This window comes from Bradyrhizobium sp. NDS-1 (genome assembly GCF_032918005.1).
In the GTDB taxonomy this organism is placed as follows: Bacteria; Pseudomonadota; Alphaproteobacteria; order Rhizobiales; family Xanthobacteraceae; genus Bradyrhizobium; species Bradyrhizobium tunisiense.
The window spans coordinates 787989-810124 of the sequence record NZ_CP136628.1; the positions used below are offsets into that span (position 1 = coordinate 787989).

Genomic DNA, 22136 nt, shown 5'->3' on the forward strand with positions numbered 1-22136 from the left:
GATATCACGTCGCGGGGCTGATCAGGAACCTGAAGCCGTATTTTTCCAGGATGGTTTTGGCGGCTGAGGAGCGCAGGAAGGCGAGATAGTCGGAGGTCCCGTCCTTCGCGGTCGTGGTCGCGGCGACGGGATAGACGATCGGCGGATGCGAATCCGCCGGGAAGGTGCCGACGATCTTGACACCGGGCTCGACCTTGGCGTCGGTGGCATAGACGATGCCGAGATTGGCCTCGCCGCGCGCCACCAGTGTCAGCGCCGCGCGCACGCTCTCGGCCATCGCGAATTTCGCTTCAGTGGCCTGCCAGGCCCCCAACTTCTCGAGCGCCGCCTTGGCATATTTGCCCACCGGCACCGACTTGACGTCGCCGGTCGCGATCCTGCCGTCGCCGGCGAGCTTTGCAAGGTCGAAGCCTTGCGTGATCGTCACACTGTCGATCCCCGACGCCTTCGGCGCGATCAGCACGATGCTGTTGCCGAGCAGATTGACTCGGGACGGCGCGTTGATGGTCTTCTTGGCGATCGCGTAGTCCATCCAGTCGGTGTCGGCAGAAACGAACACGTCGGCTGGTGCGCCCTGCTCGATCTGCCTCGCCAGCACCGAGCTTGCGGCATAGCTGACCGAGAATTTGACGCCGGTTCTGGCGGTGTAGGCCGCGTTGATCTCGTCGAGCGCGTTCTTCATCGACGCCGCGGCGAACACGGTGATGGTCCTGTCCTGCGCAGCGGCAGGCGAAAGGCTCGCGCTTGCGAGGACGACGAAGGCAGCGACAAGTCCGGCAATACGAATCATGAGGAGCGCTCCGTGCGAGCTCACGCGCAGATCTGGCGTTGGCGGGTCAGGTCGCGACGGGCGGAAGCGCCGTTCCACGGGGCCCGGCTGCGGCTTACGGCCGGCAGGGATATCGCTGCTGGTGAAGATAGCAGGCCGGGCCGCGAGGTCAAACCTGGTCCGTCATCCCCGGGCACGCGCAGCGCGAGCCCGGGATCCATAGCCACAGGCAGCAATTTGGCGAAGACTCGAAGCCACCAGTTCGCGTCACAACCACTCGCTGTGGGTCCCGGGTTCGCTTCGCGCCCCGGGACAACAGCGGCGAGTGAGGCGACAGCTTGCCCTCCAAGAAAACCCTAGGGCTTGACATCCGCTGCATTGAGCACCGCCTTGCAGGCCGCCGGCATCTGCGCCAGCGTCATCGGCGGCTTCGGTTTCGGCGGCTCCGGCGGCGGCTTGGGGTGCAGTACGGCGTCCGAGAACCAATAGGCGAGATCGGCGGGTTTGCAGCCTTCGTCCTCGGCCTGCGACGGCTGGCCCTCGCATTCGTCGGCACCCGCCGGGCAATGCATGCGGATGTGGAAGTGGTAGTCGTGGCCCCACCAGGGACGGATCTTCGACAGCCATGTGCGGTCGCCCTTGGCCTCACGGCACAGCGCCTTCTTGATCGCGGCGTTGACGAAGATGCGCTGCACCGCCGGCTCCCGCGCCGCATCGCGCAGCACCAGCACATGGCCAGGCGTGAACACTCTTGGATCGACGTCGAGCCGGTCGGGCCGCACCATCATCACCGCCGACATGTCTTCGCGCTCCTCGCGCGAGAGGCGGCGGTCGGGCATCGGCGTCAGCCAGATGTCGGCATCGAGGCCGATCTGATGGCTGGCATGGCCTGACAGCGCCGGGCCGCCGCGCGGCTGGGCGATGTCGCCGACCAGTATGCCCGGCCAGCCGGCATCCTTGTGCGCCCGGGCCGCGAGGCGCTTGATCAGCGCGATCATGTCAGGGTGGCCATAGCTGCGATTGCGCGACAGCCGCATCACCTGCCAATGGCCGCCGTTGACCGGCATCTGATCCGCCCCGCCGATGCAGCCCTTGGTGTAGGAGCCGATGACGCGGGCCGGTCCCTTCGACGGCAGCAGCTTGCGCGCGAACAGCTCCTTGGCGGCGATATCGGGGTCGTTGGGATTGGCGAGCGGCGGCAGCGGCTTCGGATTGACGCTGCCCTTGTCCTGGGCCAGCGCGCCGCCGGCGGCCAGGAACGTCATGACGAGCAGGAGAGGGGCGATGTGGCGGGGGCTCATACTGATTCCCTTATAACCCAACACCGCGCCGGGGTTAAGAATGGGGCTTTCGCCGAGCCGCCAACTCGCGGCGTCTTCTCGCCGGCCAGCCCGATTTTTAACGGCCCGATAACCGTGTCCTGCATTGACCAAAATTCGAGCGCGGAACGAGGTTCGGATCGATCCCGTATGCAATCCGACGCGCCGGCGGAATTGATTCATGGGAAGGGCACGTTTTTGCGCTACGCTCTCTCCCCGATTGTGGCGAGGGCCGCAGGTCGGTCGCGCCACTATGCCCGCTTGGCCTCGCAAACAGGCAGGTGAGAGAGGTTCTCGGTGTTCGCAAGACGCTGCCCTGGTGGGCGCGGCGACCCAAGATTACCTTTTTTTCAGACACTTGCCCCAAAACTTGCATCCGGCGGGCGCGAGCGGACGAGTGGAAGTTGGGTTTGGGGTCTCGAAAACCAAGAAAACGAAACGGACGTGTGCTTGCCCGGGCCGGCGAATCGCCACGCAAGCCGCGCCAGGCGCGCGCGTCGCAAGCCCGTTCGGACCGCGACGAGGTCCTGCGCAGCCGCGCCGAGGCGGAAGCCGCGATCGCGGAAGCGCGCAAATCCCATGAGCGCCTGCGCCAGGCCATCGACATCCTGCCGCAGGGCATCGTGTTTCTCGATGCCGACGGCCGCTACGTGCTCTGGAACAAGAAGTACGCCGAGATCTACCGCAAGACCGCCGATCTGTTCGCGGAAGGCGCGCGTCTCGAAGACACGCTGCGCATCGGTGTCGCGCGCGGTGACTATCCCGAGGCCATCGGCCACGAAGACGAGTGGATCGCCGAGCGGCTGCAAAAGCTCTATCAACCCGCCGCCCGCCACGAGCAGAAGCTGTCGGACGGCCGCGTCATCCTGATCGACGAGCGGCTGACCGACGACGGCGGCGTCGTCGGCCTGCGCGTCGACATCACCGAATTGAAGCAGCGCGAGGCCTCGTTCCGCCTGCTATTCGACGGCAATCCCGTGCCCATGATCGTCTGCGCGCTGGACGACGAGCGCATCCTCGGCGTCAACGACGCCGCGGTCGCGCATTACGGCTACAGCCGCGCCGAGTTCGAGCAGCTGAAGATCCGCGCCTTGCAGGCTTTCGACAGCGAGCCGCCCTGGACCGCCGATCGCTCGAGCGAGGAGCAGGCCGGGCGCACCTGGAAGCACGTCAAGGCCGACGGCGCGCTGATCGATCTTGCGATCTATTCGCGCGAACTGACCTATGCCGAGCGGCCCGCGGTGCTGCTCGCCCTCATGGACATCACCGAGCGCAAGCGCGCCGAGGCGCGGCTCGCCTTCATGGCCCAGCATGACGGGCTCACCGGCCTGCCCAACCGCAATCTCTTGCGCCAGCAGATGGACGAGATGCTGCTGCATGCGCGGCGCAGCTCCGACAAGGCCGCGCTGCTCATCCTCGGGCTCGACAGTTTCAAGTCGGTCAACGACACGCTGGGACACGCCGTCGGCGACAAGCTGCTGCGCGGTGTCGCCAAGCGGCTGCGCTCCACCTTGCGTGAGGAAGACGCGCTGGCGCGGCTGAATTCGGACGAGTTCGCGGTTCTGCAGAGCGGGCTGGCGCGTCCCGAGGACGCGGTGATGCTGGCCAAGCGGCTCCTGGAAGCCATCGCCGATCCCCATTTGCTCGACGGCCATTCCGTGGTGATCGGCGCCTCCATTGGAATTGCCATGGCGCCCGGCGACGGCGATGAGTCCGAGAAGCTGCTCAAGAGCGCCGGAATGGCGCTGTCCCGCGCCAAGCTGGACGCGCGCGGCAGCTTCGCCTTCTTCGAGGCCGCGCTGGATGCAAAAGCGCAGAGCCGCCGCAAGATCGAGGTCGAGCTGCGCGACGCGATCCAGAACGACGTGCTGCGTCCGTATTATCAGCCGCTGATCGACCTCCAGAGCGGCCGCATCACCGGCTTCGAAGCGCTGGTGCGCTGGCCGCATGCGGAGCGCGGCATGATCTCGCCGGCCGAGTTCATTCCGGTCGCCGAGGAAACCGGCCTCATCAACCCGCTCGGCAGGCTGATGCTGCGCCGGGCCTGCCTGGATGCCGCGGCCTGGCCGGACGATGTCCGAATCGCCGTCAACCTGTCGCCGCTCCAGTTCCGCAGCGGCAATCTGCTCTCGATCGTCACCGACGCCTTGAAGCATTCCGGCCTGCCGCCGCGGCGGCTCGAGCTCGAGATCACCGAGACACTGCTCTTGGAAAAGAGCGCCCAGGTGCTGGCGACGCTGCATGCGCTGCGCGCGCTCGGGATACGCATCTGCATGGACGATTTCGGCACCGGCTATTCCAGCCTCAGCTATTTGCGCAGCTTCCCCTTCGACAAGATCAAGATCGACCAGTCTTTCGTGCGCGACCTCGGCGCCAACCGCGAAGCGCAAGCGATCATCCGCTCCATCGTCAGCCTCGGCAAAGGCCTTGGCGTCACCATCACCGCCGAAGGCGTCGAGACCGAAGCGGAGCTCAGCGGCCTCCGCGCCGAGGGTTGCGACGAGGGCCAGGGCTTCCTGTTCAGCAAGGCCCGGCCGAATGCGGAGATCATCGGCCTGCTCGCGGCACAGCGGGGAATTGACGGAGAGGACGCGGCACTGGTGGCGTGAGCATCGCGGTCCTTCGCAGCCATATCTTCTTGTTTCGCAAGTGTCTCCCCAACGTAAGGGGCTCGCCGCTCTCTCCGGTCACCTCTCCCGCTTGCGGGAGAGGTCGCGCCGAAGGCGCGGGTGAGGTCTTTCCTCTGAGGGATTGTCCCGTTGCGGAGAGACGCTCTCCCCAACCTTCCCCCGCCAGCGGGGAGGGAGCGCACCGTCAGCGTGGAAGCGATTAGCGCTCTCTCGCCAGAATCGCTTTCCCCACATCCTCGTAATGGCTATCCCGCGCCTGGATCTGCTGGGCGATCGCGTGCATGTCGCGAAACCGGCGCTCGAACGGATTGCTGCGGAACACTGCCGTCGCGCCGGCCATGTGATAGGCGGTATCGACCACGCCTGTTGATTGATGGATGGTCCATGTTGAGGCCAGGCGGACTGCACTGCGATGCGCCGCGCTGAATTCGCCTGTTACGCAGAGGTCGCGCCACATCGCATGCGCGGTCGCGTAGAGATAGGCGCGCGCCGCACGCAAATCCCCCTCGGTGCGGCCGATCACGCCCTGGACCGATGGGTTGTCGCGCATCGCGCTGGCGGCGAGCGATGGGTGCTTTCCACGCGCCAGCGCGACGGCGGCATCGAGCGTTGCCCGCGCCACGCCGAGCGAGACCGCCGCAAAGCCGAGGCTGAAGGTCGAGCCGGTGCCGATCCTATAAAGCGGGCCTTTCTCCTGCAACGCCGATGGCGCGTCACGGAACGCTGTAAAACGCTCGGGGATGAAGAGGTCGTTCACTTCATAGGAGTCCGTGCCGGTGCCGGCGAGCCCGATCGCCTGCCAGACGTCGTGCAACGTCGCACTCGCGGCGGGAAACAGGATGGTGCGCACCTCCGGCGAGCCGTCGGCGTTTGTCCGCGGCGTGCCGTCGCCATTGACGATGCGCACATGCGCGCCCAGCCAGCTCGCCTGCCGTGACCCCGAAGCAAAATCCCAGCGCGCGGTGACGCGATAGCCGCCCTCGACGCTGCGCGCCTCATGCGCGATGGCGCCCCAGGCGAGAATGCCCGGCGGCGCGTTGAAGATCTCCCGGGCGGTATCGTGGTCGAGCGAGGCCGCGATCATCGCGCAGACCGCGCACTGGCCGAGGCACCAGGCGGTCGAGGCGTCCGCCTTCGCGATCTCTTCCAGCACCTGCATGAACGCTTCGACGGACGCTTCAGTGCCGCCGAGGCTCTGCGGCAGCAGCGCGCGATAGAGGCCGTTCTCGACCAGGGCGGCGACGACGACCGGCGTCAGCCGCCGCGTCCGCTCGATCTCGTCGGCTTCGCGCGCGATCAGCGGCGCGACGGTGCGGGCACGTGCGACAAGATCGAAGCTGTGATCGAAGCCTTGCGCTCTGTCCATGCGCCACCCCGTCAAGCAACCATACGTCCAACGTCGAGCTCCTGCCTGCGTCTGGTCGGAAAGCTCAGCGCCACCGCGACGGCGGCGAGCCCGATCGCGAAGGAGCCGGCGTGCAGCCAGGTGTATTGCTGGAAACTGTCGAACACGAGCCCGCCGGCCCACGGCCCGAGCGCCATGCCGAGGCTGGCGAAGGCCGAGACTGCGCCGAACAAGGTGCCCATGATGCGCGCGCCGAAGAATTCGCGGACCAGCACCGCATAGAGCGGCATCACCCCGCCATAGGCGAGGCCGAACACCACCGAGAGCGCGTAGAATTCGCCGAGCTGCGCCACCGCGAGATAAGTCGCGATGCACATCGCCTGCACGAACAGCCCGCCGACGAGGACGGGCTTTGCGCCCATGCGATCGGCCAGCGCGCCCAGCAGCAGGCGCCCGCCGAGGCCCGAGACGCCGGCGACGCTGTAGACCGTCACCGCCGTGAGCGGGGCGATGCCGCACACCATCGCATAGGACACCATGTGGAAGATCGGACCGGAATGCGCGGCGCAGCAGGCGAAATGGGCCGCGGCGAGCGCGATGAATTGCGGCGTGCGCAGCGCCTGCGCCGCGGTCAGCTCCACGGTCGGTGCGGCGTCTGCATTCGTGTTGCCGGCGGCCAGCGGCGCCGGACGCACCAGGAAGCAGGCGGGGATCAGCAGCGCCCAGGCCGCGCACCCGATCACCAGCATCGCGGTGCGCCAGTCATAGGCCGTGATCAGCCAGCTCGCGGCCGGCGCGATCGTCACCGGCGACACGCCCATGCCGGCCGAGACCAGCGCCACCGCGAGGCTGCGATTCTTTTCGATCCAGGCGCTCGCGAGCGCCATCATCGGTGCATAGAAGCTGCCGGCGGCAATGCCGATCAATACGCCGAAGAAGAGCTGGAATTGCCAGAGGCTCGTGGCCTGGCTCGCGGTGACGAGGCCGAGTCCGAGCAGCAGGCTTCCCGCGAGCACCACGATGCGGGTGCCGAACCGGTCCGACAGCGTGCCCCAGAAGAACGCGGCCACGCCCATGCAGAGAAAGTCCAGCGTCGCCGCCGCCGACACGCCGGCGCGCGACCAGCCCATCTCTTCCGAGATCGGCTGCAAAAACACCGCCAGCGACAGCATCGTGCCGAACCCGACACACGTCATCAGCGCACCCGCGGCGACAACGACCCAGCCATAGTCGAAGCGTGACGGGTTGCTCATGCGTTTCCTCGGCGCTGTTGGTTTTGTTGATGGTGCGCGGCAGGGATGGTGACTGATCCGCGGGGCGAGAGCAAGGCGGGTTGCCACCGCAGGCTGACACGGCCCACCCGCAATGATAGCATGCGGCGCGTCACCAGCCTGCGATGTTGTTCTCGTGAAGCGCGCACCCACCAACGTGCGGGGAGGCAAGTGCAATGAACTGGGGAGCGTCGTTTAGGCCGCGCGGGTGCCGCTGGCTTTTCCTGCCCGTCATTTTTGCGTCCGCGATCTGGTCGCCCCTAGCGTGCGCGCAGGACGTCCGAAGCGCGCCCGCCGCGCCGGGGCCGGTCTTTTCGGATAGCGGTCCCGATGCCGAGCTCTACGGTGCGGCTGAAGGCTATCCGGTCGGCACGCGCGGAGCCGCTCCCCCGCTCGATAAGCTCGTCGGCAGCTACAGCCATTTCGGCGAGATCTATCCCTCGCGCCGGGTCGCTCGCTCGACGGCGCCCTGGCAATTCAAGCGCGCGCCGGAGCCACAGGTCACCTACAGTTTTGGCACCGAAAAGCTCGGCATTGCGGACTACCTCAAGCGCAACCCGGTGACGGGCCTCCTGATCGCGAGGGATGACACCATCCTGTACGAGCACTATCAATATGCGCGGACCGACCACCACCGCTTTGTCTCGCAGTCCATGGCGAAGACGGTGGTGGCCATGCTGGTCGGGATCGCGGTCTCGGAGGGACGGATCAAGTCGATCGACGACCTTGTCTCGACCTACGTCGGCGGCCTTGCAGGCACGGAATATGGCGACACGTCCATCCGGGCCTTGTTGAACATGTCGTCAGGCGTCGCATTCTCGGAAGTCTATGACGGGAACGACGACATCGCCCGGCTTGGGCGGGCCCTGTTCGCCGGCCCGCCGAAAGACCCCGCCGCCATCGTCGCGCAGTTCAACACACGGACCGCGCCGCCAGGCACCAAATTCCACTATGCCAGCGTGGAAACGGAGATACTCGGCTTGGTCCTGCGCGCCGCCACGGGCACGCCGGTCGCCGACTATCTCCGCGACCGGATCTGGGACCCCATCGGCACCGAAGCGGATGCCTCGTGGGCGATCGACGGCAGCGGACAGGAGGTCGCCTTTTGCTGCTTCAACGCGACCTTGCGCGATTATGCGCGCCTGGGCCGGTTGCTCGCCCATGACGGCGCCTGGGAAGGCCGTCAATTGATCCCCCGGCAATGGTTGCTGGATGCCACGATTGTGCGGCCGGCCGATGGCCATCTCGCCCCGAAAGTGGCCACGCCGTATTTCGGTTACGGCTACCAGGTGTGGCTCCTCCCCGGCGAGCCGCGCCGATTTGCCCTGCTCGGCATCCGCGGTCAGTTCATCCTGGTCGATCCCGCCTCCAAGCTCGTCATGGTGCACACCGCCGTGCGCCAGAAGCCGTCCGAGCCGGGCGCACTCCGGGAGCCGCTCGCGTTGTGGTTCGCCGTGCTGCAACAGCTCGGGCAATGATGAATTGCTGACGCCTGCCAATGGCATACAGCTGCGGCGGTGCGCGGTCGATTGCGTTCATCCTCCTGCCTGGTACTTGGCGACCGCCCGGCGATGGGCCCACGAGCCACGGCTGCATTGAACCTGTCCGGCGTCCGGGAGCACCAACCGCGCGTAAGTCCCGGTAGCCACCACGAGGGAAGGCGCGATGAGGACCCTGAAAGCATCGATCTGCATTGCAGTCACGGCGCTTGCCTTGGGCCTGTCGTTCGGCGTGCCGTCCGATGCCGACGAGGACGAGTCGGGCACGCTCGCGCGGCAGATGAAGGTGCTTTATCGGGCCGGGAAGTACATGGAAGCGCTGCCGCTCGCCCAGAAGTCGCTGGCCCTTCGCGAGAAGGAGTTCGGCCCTGATGATGCCCACGTCGCGATGCCGCTGAACGACCTTGGCACGATCCATTACAATCTCGGCCAATACGCTGTTGCCGAACCGCTGTACAAGCGCGCGCTGGCGATCCGGGAGAGGACACTCGGTCCGAATCATGCCGAAGTCGCCATGGTGCTGAACAATCTGGGCGATCTCTATCGCGCGGAAGAGCGTTACGCAGAAGCGGAGCCGCTCCTCAAGCGCTCGATCGCCATCAGCGAGAAGACGGTCGGCCCCAATGATGCGTCGATCGTGATGGCGTTGAGCAACCTCGGCGCGGTCTACAGCCATCAGGGCCAGTACGATCAGGCCATACCGCTATTCAAGCGAGGCCTCGCCGTGCTGCAGAAGGCGCTCGGTCCCGACGATCCCGAAGCCACGGTGCTGATGAACAATTTGGCCGACGCCTATATCAATCGCCATCGCTATGCCGATGCCGAGCGCCTGCTGAAGCGGTCGATGGCGGTGACCGAGAAGGCGTTCGGCCCGGATCATCCCGACATCGCGCAGGCACAGAACAATCTGGCTGCGCTCTACGGGCGTCAGGGCCGTAACGCGGAGGCCGAGCGGCTGTTCAAGCGGTCGGCGGCCACTTTCGAAAAAACCCTCGGCCCCAACCATCCGGATCTCGCCGGCGTTCTGGAAAACCTCGCCGGTCTCTACAAGTATCAAGGCCGCTATGCCGATGCCGAGCAGGTCCTGAAACGGTCGATGGCCATTCGCGGGAAGACAAGGCCGATCTGAAGAGCAGGATGTTAGGGCAATGCGTCCGCTGTAGCTCGAAAAACAAAGGCGCAATCGAAGCCCTTCGAGCGCCGTGCCTGCCATTCTTCCCGACCGCACGCAATCTCGTGGGCACGCTCCGATTTGCCCACCCTACGAAGCCATCGAATGCATCGACTTGCATCAGTCAATCATTCGATTACCCCGTCCGCGTGGGCCAGCAATGTAGCAGGTAGTTCGATCCCGAGTGTCTTTGCAGTCTTGAGGTTGACGAATAGTTCATACTTGGTTGGTTGCTCGACCGGCAGATCCCCGGGCTTGGCGCCCTTGAGGATTTTATCGACGTAATCAGAGGCTAGCCGGTTCAAGTCGATGATATCCGCTCCGTAGGACAGGAGCGCACCGAGTTGAACAAATTCCTTGCCAATGGCAAACAGTGGCAGCCGATGCTCTGCGGCGAGCTCGGCGATGCGCTTGCGTGCAATGAAGAACATCGGGCTGGGAAATAGGAAGACTGCATCGGCACGCGCGCCCGCAAGCGCGGAAAACGCCTCGCCCAGCCCGTCAGGATCCTGGACGGCAATCAGTTGCAAATGAACGCCCACGGTTTTTGATGCGGACTCCGCAGCGCTGATCATGCCTTGAGTTGTCGTCTTGCCGTATGCGGCCGGGTGCCAGATCGCTGCTATGCGAGACGCCTTGGGCAATGCTTCCTTCAATTGCGCGAGCCGCTTGGGAACAAGCTGCGGGCCGATGAAGGTTAGTCCCGTGATGTTACCTCCTGGTCGGGCGATGCTGGCGACGAGTCCGTCTTCGACGGGGTCGCCCATAACTGGCACAACAACAGGAATTGTTTTGGTAGCTTGCTGCACTGCCCGCGCAGCAAGCGAATTCTGTGCAACGATAAGAGCAGGATTGAGACGGACGAGGTCACTCGCCAAGGCCGGGAGTTGTTCGGCCTTTGAATCGGCTGCTCGAAGCTCGACGATGATATTCTCTCCGTCGACATAACCGCGTTCGCGCAGTCCTTGATGAAAGGCAGCCATCGAAGTCCGGGTTTGCTCGATCGAGCCGGTGGTCAAGAAGCCAATATGGGGGACTTTCTTCGGCTGTTGCGCGCGAGCAAGGGGTGACCAGGCCGCCGCGGCGCCGATCAGTGCGAGAAATTCCCGTCGCTGCATGACACCTCCTCTGATTGAGGCTCAACCACAATAACGCGAGCGCCGACCCGAGCCAACAACCACTTGCCCAGCGCCCACGCAATCGTTCCGTGACGCGATGGCGCTATCGGGGTCCGTAATACGCGTGGGAACGAGCACGCATGTTTCCCGAGCGGGATTGCGCGCGGGCCGAAACAATTAACGACGCTGACGCTATTGCAGAAGCCCGGTATGCCGCAGCGCCTAGGCTGCCAAGTATCTTTGCGACGCGTGATATTTGCACGGACCATGAAATTGCTCCATGCATGAATGATCGAGAGTCGAAAAAATCAGATGGACTATCGTGCCGGCTCATCCGGCCCTCTCCGATAGTGCCACCATACCCCTGTTTTGCCCGACGGATCAAACCGGATTCGCAAAAAGCGAAAAAGCGCAATGCCGCCAAGGGGGCGGCTACTGTGCATGGGGTTGTTTTCGCACTTTTGTTTTGCCGCCCGGAGGCCGCCTGTTTCCCGGCCCCGAAGACCGGACCGGCCCTCCCAAGCCCCCGCCTCAGCTATCCACCTTCAGCGCGGCAATGAAGGCTTCCTGCGGGATGTCGACCTTGCCGAACTGCCGCATCTTCTTCTTGCCTTCCTTCTGCTTCTCCAGAAGTTTTCGTTTACGCGTGATGTCGCCGCCGTAGCATTTGGCGGTGACGTCCTTGCGCAGCGCGCGCACCGTCTCGCGGGCGATCACCTTGCCGCCGATCGCCGCCTGGATCGGGATCTGGAACATGTGCGGCGGGATCAGCTCCTTCATCTTCTCGACCATGGCGCGGCCGCGCCCTTCCGCGCGGGTGCGGTGGACCAGCATCGAGAGCGCGTCGACCGGCTCGTTGTTGACGAGGATCTGCATCTTGACGAGGTCGGCCGGCTTGTAGTCGGTCAGATGATAGTCGAACGAGGCGTAGCCCTTGGAAACCGATTTCAGGCGGTCGTAGAAGTCGAACACCACCTCGTTCAGCGGCAGATCGTATTTCACCATCGCGCGGGCGCCGACGTAAGTCAGCTCCTTCTGCGAGCCGCGGCGGTCCTGGCACAGCTTCAGGACGCTGCCGAGATATTCGTCGGGCGTGAGGATCGTCGCCTCGATCCACGGCTCCTGGATCTCGGCGATCTTGACCACGTCGGGCATGTCGACGGGATTGTGGATCTCGAGCTCGCTGCCGTCGGTGAGCTTCATCTTGTAGATGACGCTCGGCGCGGTCGCGATCAGATTGAGATCGAACTCGCGCGACAGCCGCTCCTGGATGATCTCGAGGTGCAGGAGTCCGAGGAAGCCGCAGCGGAAGCCGAAGCCGAGTGCGGCCGAGGTCTCCATCTCGAACGAGAAGCTGGCGTCGTTGAGGCGCAGCTTGCCCATGGCGCCGCGCAGCGTCTCAAAATCGTCGGCGTCGACCGGAAACAGGCCGCAGAACACCACGGGGATCGCCGGCTTGAAGCCGGGCAGCATTTCGGTGACCGGCTTCCTGTCGTCGGTGATGGTGTCGCCGACGCGGGTGTCGGCGACTTCCTTGATCGCGGCGGTGATGAAGCCGATCTCGCCGGGGCCGAGCTCGTCGACCTGTGTCATCTTCGGCGTGAAGAAGCCGACACGCTCGACGTCATAGGCCGCGCCCGTGCCCATCATGCGCACGCGGCTGCCCTTCTTCATGACGCCGTCGACGACGCGAATGAGAACGACGACGCCGAGATAGACGTCATACCAGCTGTCGACCAGCAGCGCCTTGAGCGTCGCGTCGCGGTCGCCCTTCGGCGGCGGCAGGCGGGTGACGATGGCCTCCAGCACGTCGGGGACGCCGAGGCCGGTCTTGGCCGAGATCATCACCGCGTCGGAGGCGTCGATGCCGATGACGTCCTCGATCTGCTGCTTGATCTTCTCGGGTTCGGCGGCGGGAAGGTCGACCTTGTTCAGGACCGGGACGATCTCGTGATTGTTGTCGAGCGCCTGGTAGACGTTGGCGAGCGTCTGCGCCTCGACGCCCTGGCTGGCGTCGACCACCAGGAGGGAACCTTCGCACGCTGCCAGCGACCGCGAGACTTCGTAGGCGAAGTCGACATGGCCGGGCGTGTCCATCAGGTTGAAGATGTAGTCCTTGCCGTCCTTGGCGCGGTACTGGAGGCGCACCGTCTGCGCCTTGATGGTGATGCCGCGCTCGCGCTCGATGTCCATGGAATCGAGCACCTGCTCCTTGCCCGCCATCTCGCGGTCGGAGAGGCCGCCCGTCATCTGGATCAGGCGGTCGGCCAGCGTCGATTTGCCATGGTCGATATGGGCGACGATGGAGAAATTGCGGATGTTCGAAATGGGGACGGTCGTCATGGGCGCGGGATACCACTCACATCCCCGTGCGGCAACCATATTGCTGTATTTTCAGGGCCTTTGTTCACGCCAAGCTGATTCCACGGCGGGACGAAACGCGCTACGCAAGCCCCCATGTCCACCACGTCTCTTCCTGCCCATAGGGCGCGCACGAAGACCCGCCTGAGCTTCAACCGCTTCCGGGCCTGGCTGGTTGCCTGCGCGGTCCGCCCTGAGGCGAGATTGTGGCTGGTGATCCAGCTCGCGATCCTGCATGCGGTGCTCTGGACCCTCATCCTGATCAATCTCAAGGCCGCGCAGGACGTTCACATGGACGTCGCAGAGGCCTATGGCTGGGGCCAGAAATTCCTCTGGGGCTACGGCAAGCACCCGCCGCTGTCGGGCTGGGTCGCCGGCCTCTGGTTCACGGTGTTCCCGGCGGCGGACTGGGCGACCTATGCGCTGGCGATGGCGACCGTCGGCGTCGGCATGGTGATCTGCTGGCTCCTCGCGCTGCGCGTGGTGGATGCGCGCCGCGCGTTCCTGGTCGTGGTGATGATCGCGCTCTACCCGATCTTCAATTTCAAGGGCTTCAAGTACAATCCGGACCTGCTTCAGCTCGTCACGCTGCCGCTGCTCGTGCTTGCTTATCTCAACGCCTTCGAGAAGCGGAGCTGGCAGTCAGGCGTCTTGCTCGGTCTCGCCGGCGCGCTGGCGCTGATGACCAAATATTGGGTGCTGACCATGATCGGCGCCGTCGGCATGGCGGCGCTGATCCATCCCGAGCGGCTGAAATTCGTCGCGTCGCCGGCGCCATGGGTGGCGATCGCGACGATGGTGGTGGCGATGATCCCGCACATCGTCTGGCTGGCGGATGCGCATTTCGTGCCGCTGACCTATGCCGGCGATACCTACAGCCTCCAGGACGCGAGCCAGGTGCATCAGCTCGTCGCCGGCTACATGCTGCATAATCTGGGGCTGCTGGCCTTGCCGGTGGTGCTGGCCGGGCTCGCGATGGCGCTGGTGCCGCCTTGGTTCACACTGCTGTTGCGCGCGCCATTGCGCATCGTCACGCGCGCCTGGGCGCGCGGCGCCAATTCGGGCGTCAATCTTTCTCAGGCGCTGAACGTGTGGACGATCCAGATGATCGTCGCGGTCGGCCCGCCGCTCGGCGCGCTCGTCTTCAGCATCTACATGAAAACGGATTGGGGCATCTCGCTGTTCTTCCTGGTGCCCCTGGCGCTGGTCGCGATTCCCGCATTGCGGGTGCAGAGCGCGAGCCTGTTCAATATCGCCGCGATCTGGTTCGTGCTCAGCGCCGCGACGCTCGCCGGCTCGCCCTGGATCGCCGCGCGCGAGATGGGCGCCAATGCCGGCAACACCGCGACCTATGGCGCGCGTTCGGAACTGGCGCGCGAATTGACCCAGGCCTGGCACGCCCGCTTCGCCTCGCGCTGGGCCGTCGTTGTCGGGTCGATGGAGACGATCCAGCCGATGGTATTCTACAGCCCCGATCATCCGAGCCCGTTCACGCCGAACGAAGCCTGGGCGTCCGGGCTGACCTCGCTCGACGACGTCAAGCGATACGGGTTCATCGGCGTGTTCGATGCGACCGACGAACGCCTGCCCAAGTTCGAGAAATGGGTCTCCGAAACCGCGCCGAACGCCGAGCGCATCGTGATGACCACACGCCGCTTTGCCCACGGCAAGCCCGGCCCGGCGATGGTCTGGAACGTCTACATCGCGCCGCCGGGGAAGTGACCGAAGGTCATTCCGGGACGATGCGCTGCAAGGGCCTGGTGCTTTCGCGCCATCCCGGAATGACGCGGAGAATCTAAACCCCTTCCTCGTTGAACTTGCTTTCAACGAGCTCCGTGATCGCCGCGAGCGCGGCTTCCGCTTCCGCGCCGGACGCCGCGACGGTGATCGTGGTACCCGGTCCGGCCGCGAGCATCATCAGGCCCATGATCGAGGTACCGCCGACGGTCTCGCCGCCGCGCGTCACCCAGACCTGCGCGTCGAAGCGTTCGACCGCCTGGACGAATTTCGCCGAGGCCCGCGCATGCAGGCCGCGCTTGTTGATGATCAGGAGATCCTTGGAGATCGCGCCCGCGGGCACGCCTGTCCCCGCTTGTGGCGCCTCCTCGCTCATTTGCCGGCGAGCACCCGGCTGGCGATGGTGACGTATTTGCGGCCAGCTTCCTGGGCCATCGCGATCGCGTCCGGCAGCGGACGCTCCTCGCGCACCTTGGCGAGCTTCACCAGCATGGGAAGGTTGATGCCCGCGAGCACTTCGACCTTGGGCCGGCTCATGCAGGATATTGCGAGGTTCGACGGTGTGCCGCCGAACATGTCGGTGAGGATCGCAACGCCGTCGCCGGAATCGACGCGGTTAACCGCCTCGATGATGTCGCTTCGACAAAGATCGGAATCGTCTTCGGCACCGATCGTGATCGCTTCGATTTGCTTTTGTGGGCCCATGACATGCTCAAGCGCTGCCTTGAATTCGTCGGCAAGGCGCCCGTGGGTCACAAGTACTAGACCAATCATCGGAAAACTCCTCGCGGGCGCTTTTGGTGCACCGCACGAACGCGCCACTTTGACCATCCAGAGCCCCTGCGCAAGAGGGGATGTTGCGTATCTCCCTGAATCTAGACGGATGGATGAGGGGAGCTGCGCCGGTCTATTCGGTCGCGATAGTGGGGTTCATGTGGTTACCATTTCCCTTCAAACAATCGCCTGAAGGGTTAACGGAAGATGAACTCTTGGTAGTGGTCAAGGCCGCGACAACTAAAGGGAGCGGTGAATAGTCGCGTCCAACCGGGATTCGCGGTATTTCGACACCGAAAATGCTTGTTTTCAGGGATTCGGCCGGCGGCAGGCGTTCCGCGTCGGCGGCGTCCAGATCGACCACGAGACCGACGGTCGCATGCTCCACGTAGTCGCACCGGCGGATCCCCAAGCCGCGGATCTCGATCAGGCCCGCCAGGCGAGAAGCGGCGCGAACCTCAATTTCATCGCCGACTGTCGCCAGATGGACACGGTCATCCCCGACCAGAACGGCCCTTTCGACCACCCCGGCGCGGCCCGCCATGATCAAATCGAAGGCAAGGCGCGACTTGCCGGAGCCTGAGGGCCCGCGGATCAGCACCGCCAGAGGCCCGACCTTGACCGCGGAGGCGTGAACGCTGGGCCCGCCGTCGCTCATAGCGCCGGCAGCCTCACGACGAAGCGCGCGCCCGATACCGTCGGAACGCCCTCGTCATCCGGTGGGCCTGCGCGGTTCTCGGCCCAGATGCGTCCGCCATGCGCGTCGATGATCTGCTTGGAGATCGACAGGCCGAGGCCGGAGTTCTGGCCAAAGCCCTGATGCGGGCGATCGGTGTAGAAACGCTCGAAGATGCGCTCCAGCGCGTCGTCGCGAATGCCGGGGCCGTCGTCGTCGACCACGATCTCGATCTCTCCGCGGACGCGGCGGCAAATGAGACGTACCTTGCTGCCGGCTTCCGAGAAGGATTGTGCGTTGGAGAGCAGGTTGGAGACCACCTGCCCGAGCCGTGAATCGTGACCGGTCACGGCGAACGTGTCGGACGCGCTGCGGCCTTCGAAGCGCATCTCGACCGCGACGTCGTGGCCGAGCTTGGTTTCATTGGCGACGGAGACCAGGGTCGTCAGCAGGCGGCGCAGGTCGACCGGGATCGCGTCCTGGCGCTGCAATTCGGCATCGAGGCGGCTGGCGTCGGAGATGTCGGAGATGAGCCGGTCGAGCCGCTTGACGTCGTGCTCGATCACCTCGAGCAGACGCGCGCGGCTGTTCTCGTTGCGCGCCAGCGGCAGCGTCTCGACCGCCGAGCGCAGCGAGGTCAGCGGGTTCTTCAGCTCATGCGCGACGTCCGCAGCGAACATCTCGATCGCCTCGATGCGGCTGTAGAGCGCGCTGGTCATGTCGCGCAGCGCGCCGGAGAGGTGGCCGATTTCGTCGCGGCGGCGGGTGAAATCCGGGATCTCGATGCGGGCCTTGATGCGGCGGCGGACGCGCTCGGCGCTGTCGGCGAGCCGGCGCACGGGACCCGCGATCGTGCTCGCGAGCAGCAGCGACAGCATGATCATGACGGCGGCCGCGACGCCGCCGACCTTCAGGATGGCGAGGCGCTCGGCGGTGACCATCTGGTCGATGTCGTCGCCCTGCGTCGAGAGCATCAAGGCGCCGCGGATGGCGCGCGAGCGCAGCACGGGGACCGCGACCGAGACGATCACCTCGCCGCGTGCATTGACCCGCACCATCGAGCGCTTCTGGCCCTGGAGCGCATCGCCCACCTCCGCATAGCCGTTGCCGTTCTCGGGGCCGAGCTCGCGGTAGAGCGGCAGGTCGCCGCGATTGAGCCAGGTGCGCACCGCGACCATGCCGCGCTCGACGATGCCGGGCTTCTCGGCCGGCGGCGGCAGATTGTAGCGCAGCACGTTCTCGAGATTGCGGCTGTCGACCAGCAGGCTGCCGTTCGGATCGTAGATGCGGGCACGCGTCTTGGTCGGCGAGATCAGCGTGCGCAGCACCGGGGCCACGCGCTCCGGATTGATCGGGAAGTCCAGCGGCGAATATTCGTCCGGGCCGCCATAGGTCTCGCCCGGCTTGAGGTCGAGCAGCCGGTCGGGGTCGATGGTGATGGCGTTGGTCTGCACGGTGGCGGAGGCCGCGATCGCGCCGGCGATGATCTCGGCCTGAACCAGGAGGCTCTGCGCCCGCGCGTCGATCAGGCCGGCGCGGAATTGCGACAGATACAGGATGCTCGCGACCAGCGCGACGAGACCGGCGAGGTTGAGCGAGACGATGCGGCGGGTCAGGCTGGAGAAGGACAGCGCGAAGAAGAACTGCCCGGCGCGCGTCAGCCAGTTCAGCGGCCGAAAGCCCTGCCGCTTGTCTTCGGCGACGTGCTCCTGAACGCCGTCGGACGTGGCATCCCCGGCGCTCTGGTTCGAATCAGGCTGCGTTCGGTCAAGCAATGCTTACGCCCGCGTTAGGACGGCTCGTCGAGAAGGTCCCCGCATCCTAGAGCCATCCCGGTCCCGATGGAATCAGAACCGGCGATGCCCTCAGTCTTTCGTGAAGCTATGAGCCTCAGGCTTCCTTGAAACGGTAGCCGACGCCGTAGAGCGTCTCGATCATCTCGAACTCGTTGTCGACCACCTTGAACTTCTTGCGAAGCCGCTTGATGTGGCTGTCGATGGTGCGGTCGTCGACATAGACCTGGTCGTCGTAGGCGGCATCCATCAGCGCGTTGCGGCTCTTCACCACGCCGGGCCGGGTCGCCAGCGCCTGCAGGATCAGGAATTCGGTGACGGTCAGCGTGACCGGCTCGTTCTTCCAGGTGCAGGTATGCCGCTCCGGATCCATGCGCAAAAGGCCGCGGTCGAGCGCCTTGGCATCGTTCTCCTTCGGCGCGACGGTCGGGTCCTTCGGCGCCGAGCGGCGCAGCACTGCCTTGACGCGCTCGACCAGAAGGCGCTGCGAGAACGGTTTGCGGATGAAGTCGTCGGCGCCCATCTTGAGGCCGAACAGTTCGTCGATCTCTTCGTCCTTGGAGGTCAGGAAGATCACCGGCAGGTCGGACTTCTGCCTGAGACGGCGCAACGTCTCCATGCCGTCCATGCGCGGCATCTTGATGTCGAGGATGGCGAGGTCAGGCTGGGTGGTGCGGAAACCGTCGAGCGCGGAGGCGCCGTCGGTGTAGGTCATGATGCGGTAGCCTTCGGCTTCCAGCGCGATCGAGACGGATGTGAGAATGTTGCGGTCGTCGTCGACCAAAGCGATTGTGGGCATGAGCCTCTGCTTTCTGCTTTCCGTTTGGGTCGTGGCTTGAAACGGCGAGCAATCCACTGATGCGCCGCATACATGGGTGCCGAAATCGGCATTCGAACCTTGTCACCGAGCAATGCAAGCTGGGCTGAAGTGTGACCAAGTTCCACGAAACACGGCAGATTCGCCGCATGTCGACCCATAACCGGGCCCTCGTTTACCCGAAAAAAGGCCCTCCTTGCAACCACCTGAACCGAGAAAGCCGATGCAACTGACCCCTGATTTCGACCCCGGAAGGCTCGCAAAATCCCTGCTGCGTCGATCACGGCAGGGGGCGCTGGCAACTCTCATGGCCGGCAGCGGCGATCCCTATTGTTCCCTGGTCAATCTGGCCAGCCATCCCGATGGCTCGCCGATTTTGCTGATCTCGGGCCTCGCCGTGCATACCAAGAACATCCTGGCGGACAGCCGGGTCTCGCTCATGCTGGACGAGCGGGCGGCCGGCGATCCCTTGGAAGGCGCCCGGATCATGCTGTCGGGCCGGGCAGAACAGGACGACGCCGAGAAGGAGTTGCTCCAGCGGCGCTATCTCAATGCCCATCCTTCGGCCGAAGGCTTTGTTTCCTTTAAGGATTTCTCGTTCTTTCGGATCCGCCCCATGGGAACCCATCTGGTGGCCGGCTTCGGCCGGATCGTCGATCTCAAGCCCGAGCGGTTCCTCACGGACCTCACCGGCGCCGAGGACCTCCTGGCCGCGGAGGAGGGGGCTGTCGCGCATATGAACGCCGACCATCGCGACGCCCTGAGCCTCTATGCGACGAAGCTCCTGGGTGCGGCCGAAGGCGACTGGCGCTGTACCGGCTGCGATCCGGAAGGTCTCGACATGCAGGACGGCCAGACCGCGCTGCGGCTGGATTTCCCGGAGCGGGTCACCGACGGCACGTCGCTGCGCAAGATGCTGGTTCGTCTCGCTGGCGAAGCGCGCAGCAAGGTGGACGATTAGGGCGTGTATTCCCGAAATCGAGGTCGGCTCTGAGCGCCGAGCGGAAGTTTTCTGATCGGTTAGGGCGGGACTTGCTGACCCGGTGCGGATGAGCCGCTCTATTTCAAGCGCCGTCCACGCGCGAGAACCTCCGAGGGAAGTTCTCCGAACATATTCCGGAAGTCGTTGGCGAAATGACCTAAATTGGCAAAGCCGCATTTGAAGGCGATTTGGGAGACGGAGGTTCTTGGATTTCCTTCCAGGAGCATTTGCCTGGCACGTCGGAGCCGAACGGACTTTGCAAACTGCATCGGCGAATATCCGCGATACTTCTTGAAAGCTGCGTAGAGGCTGCGAATGCTGGTGTTCGTTTGTGACGCCAACTCCTCGATGACAACAGCACGAGCCCAATTAGCTTCGATGTATTCTTCGGCCGAGCGGACTATGAGAGGCGCAGGCTCCGTGGCGGGGCTCTCCAATAGTTCGGTGTAGTTGTGTTTCTGAGCCGAGAGAAACGTCATGATCAGCGCTTGCTCGAGTTCGATCAGCGTCGGTCTAGGTAACTGCGCTGCCGTTGAATTGAGCTGGTCAGCCAAGAACATTGTGAGCTGGCGCAACAGATGAGCTGCAGGCTGCTTCAGCGGCGCGATGGGGTCAAACAACAGTTCCCCACGAGGTGGTCCTCCCAAAAGTGCTGTTAACGCCTTCTCCAGCGCACTCGTCTTGATGCGGAGGATCAGCTGCTCGAACCCGCCTTCGAAGATGATGGTGGCGGGCTGCCCTGGCGGGGTAATGCCGGAATGCTGCTCGTCCACGGGCAGCGTCGTGGCGCCTAGAACGACTCCCGCTTTCCCCTTGAGGCCAACTTGTAGTCTTGCAAAATCGCCCTCGGGAAAATCGACGATCGTTCTGGCAGCATATCCACAAAAGCCGAGCCCGATGTGAGGCAATACCAGGTAATTCGCTACTCCTTCGAAATCGATTGAATCCGTGACATCAAATCCGGTTGCCCCATAGACCGTGCGCAGCGCGTCTCTCATCTCTTCCGGGTTGCGTGTGCGGACGACCGGAGAGCGGCTGAGCGGGTGATCCATTTCATCCATTTAAAAGCTGCTGAAGCAGAATGATGCATTTGGCACTGATCTGGATCAAGACATGCTTCGATGCCGGAATTGAGTAGTGTTTGCAGAATCTGGCCATGAGAAATCGTTGTGCCGGCACGACAGGTGAGACATGCTGCCGCAATCGATAGCGGTGCTCACTACAAGATCCGACTTGGAATCGTGACGAGTCCTGCCAAAGGCGCTGCCTGCGTTCGCAGCGGTGACTAGGAATGCCACCAATATCGTTGAGATAACTAAACCGGACAGCTTTCAATCACGTAATTATACTACTTTCTTTCGTCCGTTGGCAGCCGGCTGTGGCCGCCGCCCATGGCTTCCCCAAGCTGCACCGAACGAAAACTGACCGTCGCATGTCCGGCGGTCCATTTCTCTCTCGGATTCAGCAGGCAATTGCTCAATGAGTGCCTGACGCTGCGAAACTTGAGCACACTTTGCAGGATTCGATCTTGGATGACTGTTCGCATACGGCGCGAACCAGATTAGCGTCTTATGGTCCGAAGGAGAAATGAGGTGAGCCATCCGATAAGCGATGCCTTCCTGACCACTCAGAACGTCAAACACTTCAGAGAACTCTTGAGCAAGGAAAGGCGTCCGGAAAGGCGCAGCGAAATACTCGACTTGCTTGCAGCTGAACTGGCCAAGCTTCCCGAACCTTCACAACGGGTCGAATTGATCAGGACGGCGAAGTATCTGGTAACGTGACGGGACATCTCGGTTTAGCCATGCACAACGTCATTCAATTTCCAGCGGCACGTCCTCGGCCCGATTTGGAAGGAGATGTTCGGCGCGCCA

The 22136-nt window shown here is 64.2% G+C and carries 18 protein-coding genes; 6 read left to right on the forward strand and 12 right to left on the reverse strand.

Annotation, left to right across the window (positions count from 1 at the left end):
- Nucleotides 1–4 precede the first annotated feature (4 nt).
- Both modA and mepA read right to left on the reverse strand, forming a co-directional pair.
- Nucleotides 5–790 carry a molybdate ABC transporter substrate-binding protein gene (modA, locus tag RX330_RS03660; protein WP_317242108.1) on the reverse strand — a complete coding sequence of 262 codons (786 nt, stop codon included), beginning with the start codon at nucleotides 788–790 and terminating at the stop codon, nucleotides 5–7.
- 335 nt (nucleotides 791–1125) lie between these two features.
- Complete coding sequence (gene mepA / locus RX330_RS03665) at nucleotides 1126–2070, reverse strand: penicillin-insensitive murein endopeptidase (RefSeq protein WP_317242109.1); 945 nt, start codon at nucleotides 2068–2070, stop codon at nucleotides 1126–1128.
- 464 nt (nucleotides 2071–2534) lie between these two features.
- Here mepA and RX330_RS03670 point away from each other — a divergent pair, with 464 nt between their 5' ends.
- Nucleotides 2535–4697 (forward strand): putative bifunctional diguanylate cyclase/phosphodiesterase, encoded by a 2163-nt coding sequence (locus RX330_RS03670; protein ID WP_317242110.1) that lies wholly within the window; start codon nucleotides 2535–2537, stop codon nucleotides 4695–4697.
- Between the two features lie 220 nt (nucleotides 4698–4917).
- On the opposite strand, the gene RX330_RS03675 is transcribed toward RX330_RS03670, so the two are convergent.
- Nucleotides 4918–6084, reverse strand: coding sequence for an acyl-CoA dehydrogenase family protein (locus tag RX330_RS03675; protein ID WP_317242111.1), 1167 nt, complete (start codon nucleotides 6082–6084; stop codon nucleotides 4918–4920).
- Nucleotides 6085–6095: 11 nt separating this feature from the next.
- Nucleotides 6096–7316: an MFS transporter gene (locus RX330_RS03680; protein ID WP_317242112.1), complete on the reverse strand. Its 1221-nt coding sequence runs from the start codon at nucleotides 7314–7316 to the stop codon at nucleotides 6096–6098.
- A gap of 194 nt (nucleotides 7317–7510) precedes the next feature.
- On the opposite strand from RX330_RS03680, the gene RX330_RS03685 reads away from it, so the two are divergent.
- Both RX330_RS03685 and RX330_RS03690 read left to right on the forward strand, forming a co-directional pair.
- Nucleotides 7511–8812, forward strand: coding sequence for a serine hydrolase domain-containing protein (locus RX330_RS03685; protein ID WP_317242113.1), 1302 nt, complete (start codon nucleotides 7511–7513; stop codon nucleotides 8810–8812).
- Nucleotides 8813–8999: 187 nt separating this feature from the next.
- Nucleotides 9000–9962, forward strand: coding sequence for a tetratricopeptide repeat protein (locus tag RX330_RS03690; protein WP_317242114.1), 963 nt, complete (start codon nucleotides 9000–9002; stop codon nucleotides 9960–9962).
- 170 nt (nucleotides 9963–10132) lie between these two features.
- Here the strand turns inward: RX330_RS03690 and RX330_RS03695 are convergent, their stop codons facing one another.
- Together RX330_RS03695 and lepA are read right to left on the reverse strand one after the other, a co-directional pair.
- Nucleotides 10133–11122 (reverse strand): ABC transporter substrate-binding protein, encoded by a 990-nt coding sequence (locus tag RX330_RS03695; protein ID WP_317242115.1) that lies wholly within the window; start codon nucleotides 11120–11122, stop codon nucleotides 10133–10135.
- A 531-nt stretch (nucleotides 11123–11653) separates the two neighbouring features.
- Nucleotides 11654–13465, reverse strand: coding sequence for a translation elongation factor 4 (gene lepA, locus RX330_RS03700; RefSeq protein ID WP_212079668.1), 1812 nt, complete (start codon nucleotides 13463–13465; stop codon nucleotides 11654–11656).
- 114 nt (nucleotides 13466–13579) lie between these two features.
- On the opposite strand from lepA, the gene RX330_RS03705 reads away from it, so the two are divergent.
- A complete protein-coding gene (locus tag RX330_RS03705; protein WP_317242116.1) occupies nucleotides 13580–15205 on the forward strand; it encodes a glycosyltransferase family 39 protein in 1626 nt (541 codons plus the stop codon).
- 73 nt (nucleotides 15206–15278) lie between these two features.
- Here the strand turns inward: RX330_RS03705 and RX330_RS03710 are convergent, their stop codons facing one another.
- From RX330_RS03710 to RX330_RS03730, 5 genes are all read right to left on the reverse strand, one after another.
- On the reverse strand, nucleotides 15279–15596 hold the full coding sequence (locus RX330_RS03710) for an HPr family phosphocarrier protein (RefSeq protein WP_212079670.1): 318 nt from the start codon (nucleotides 15594–15596) through the stop codon (nucleotides 15279–15281).
- Nucleotides 15593–15994 carry a PTS sugar transporter subunit IIA gene (locus RX330_RS03715; protein WP_007597752.1) on the reverse strand — a complete coding sequence of 134 codons (402 nt, stop codon included), beginning with the start codon at nucleotides 15992–15994 and terminating at the stop codon, nucleotides 15593–15595. The genes RX330_RS03710 and RX330_RS03715 overlap by 4 nt, the downstream gene beginning before the upstream one ends.
- Before the next feature lie 133 nt (nucleotides 15995–16127).
- Entirely contained in the window at nucleotides 16128–16652 is a 525-nt protein-coding gene (locus RX330_RS03720; protein WP_212079671.1) for an HPr kinase/phosphorylase, read from the reverse strand.
- A complete protein-coding gene (locus RX330_RS03725; RefSeq protein WP_212079672.1) occupies nucleotides 16649–18445 on the reverse strand; it encodes a sensor histidine kinase in 1797 nt (598 codons plus the stop codon). Before RX330_RS03725 ends, RX330_RS03720 begins: the two co-directional genes overlap by 4 nt.
- A gap of 115 nt (nucleotides 18446–18560) precedes the next feature.
- Nucleotides 18561–19262: a response regulator transcription factor gene (locus RX330_RS03730; RefSeq protein ID WP_008542552.1), complete on the reverse strand. Its 702-nt coding sequence runs from the start codon at nucleotides 19260–19262 to the stop codon at nucleotides 18561–18563.
- Nucleotides 19263–19503: 241 nt separating this feature from the next.
- Here RX330_RS03730 and RX330_RS03735 point away from each other — a divergent pair, with 241 nt between their 5' ends.
- Complete coding sequence (locus tag RX330_RS03735; RefSeq protein ID WP_317242117.1) at nucleotides 19504–20241, forward strand: HugZ family protein; 738 nt, start codon at nucleotides 19504–19506, stop codon at nucleotides 20239–20241.
- Between the two features lie 98 nt (nucleotides 20242–20339).
- Here the strand turns inward: RX330_RS03735 and RX330_RS03740 are convergent, their stop codons facing one another.
- Nucleotides 20340–21323 (reverse strand): AraC family transcriptional regulator, encoded by a 984-nt coding sequence (locus tag RX330_RS03740; protein ID WP_317242118.1) that lies wholly within the window; start codon nucleotides 21321–21323, stop codon nucleotides 20340–20342.
- Nucleotides 21324–21854: 531 nt separating this feature from the next.
- Here RX330_RS03740 and RX330_RS03745 point away from each other — a divergent pair.
- Nucleotides 21855–22046 (forward strand): hypothetical protein, encoded by a 192-nt coding sequence (locus tag RX330_RS03745; protein WP_317242119.1) that lies wholly within the window; start codon nucleotides 21855–21857, stop codon nucleotides 22044–22046.
- The last annotated feature ends 90 nt before the right edge of the window (nucleotides 22047–22136 follow it).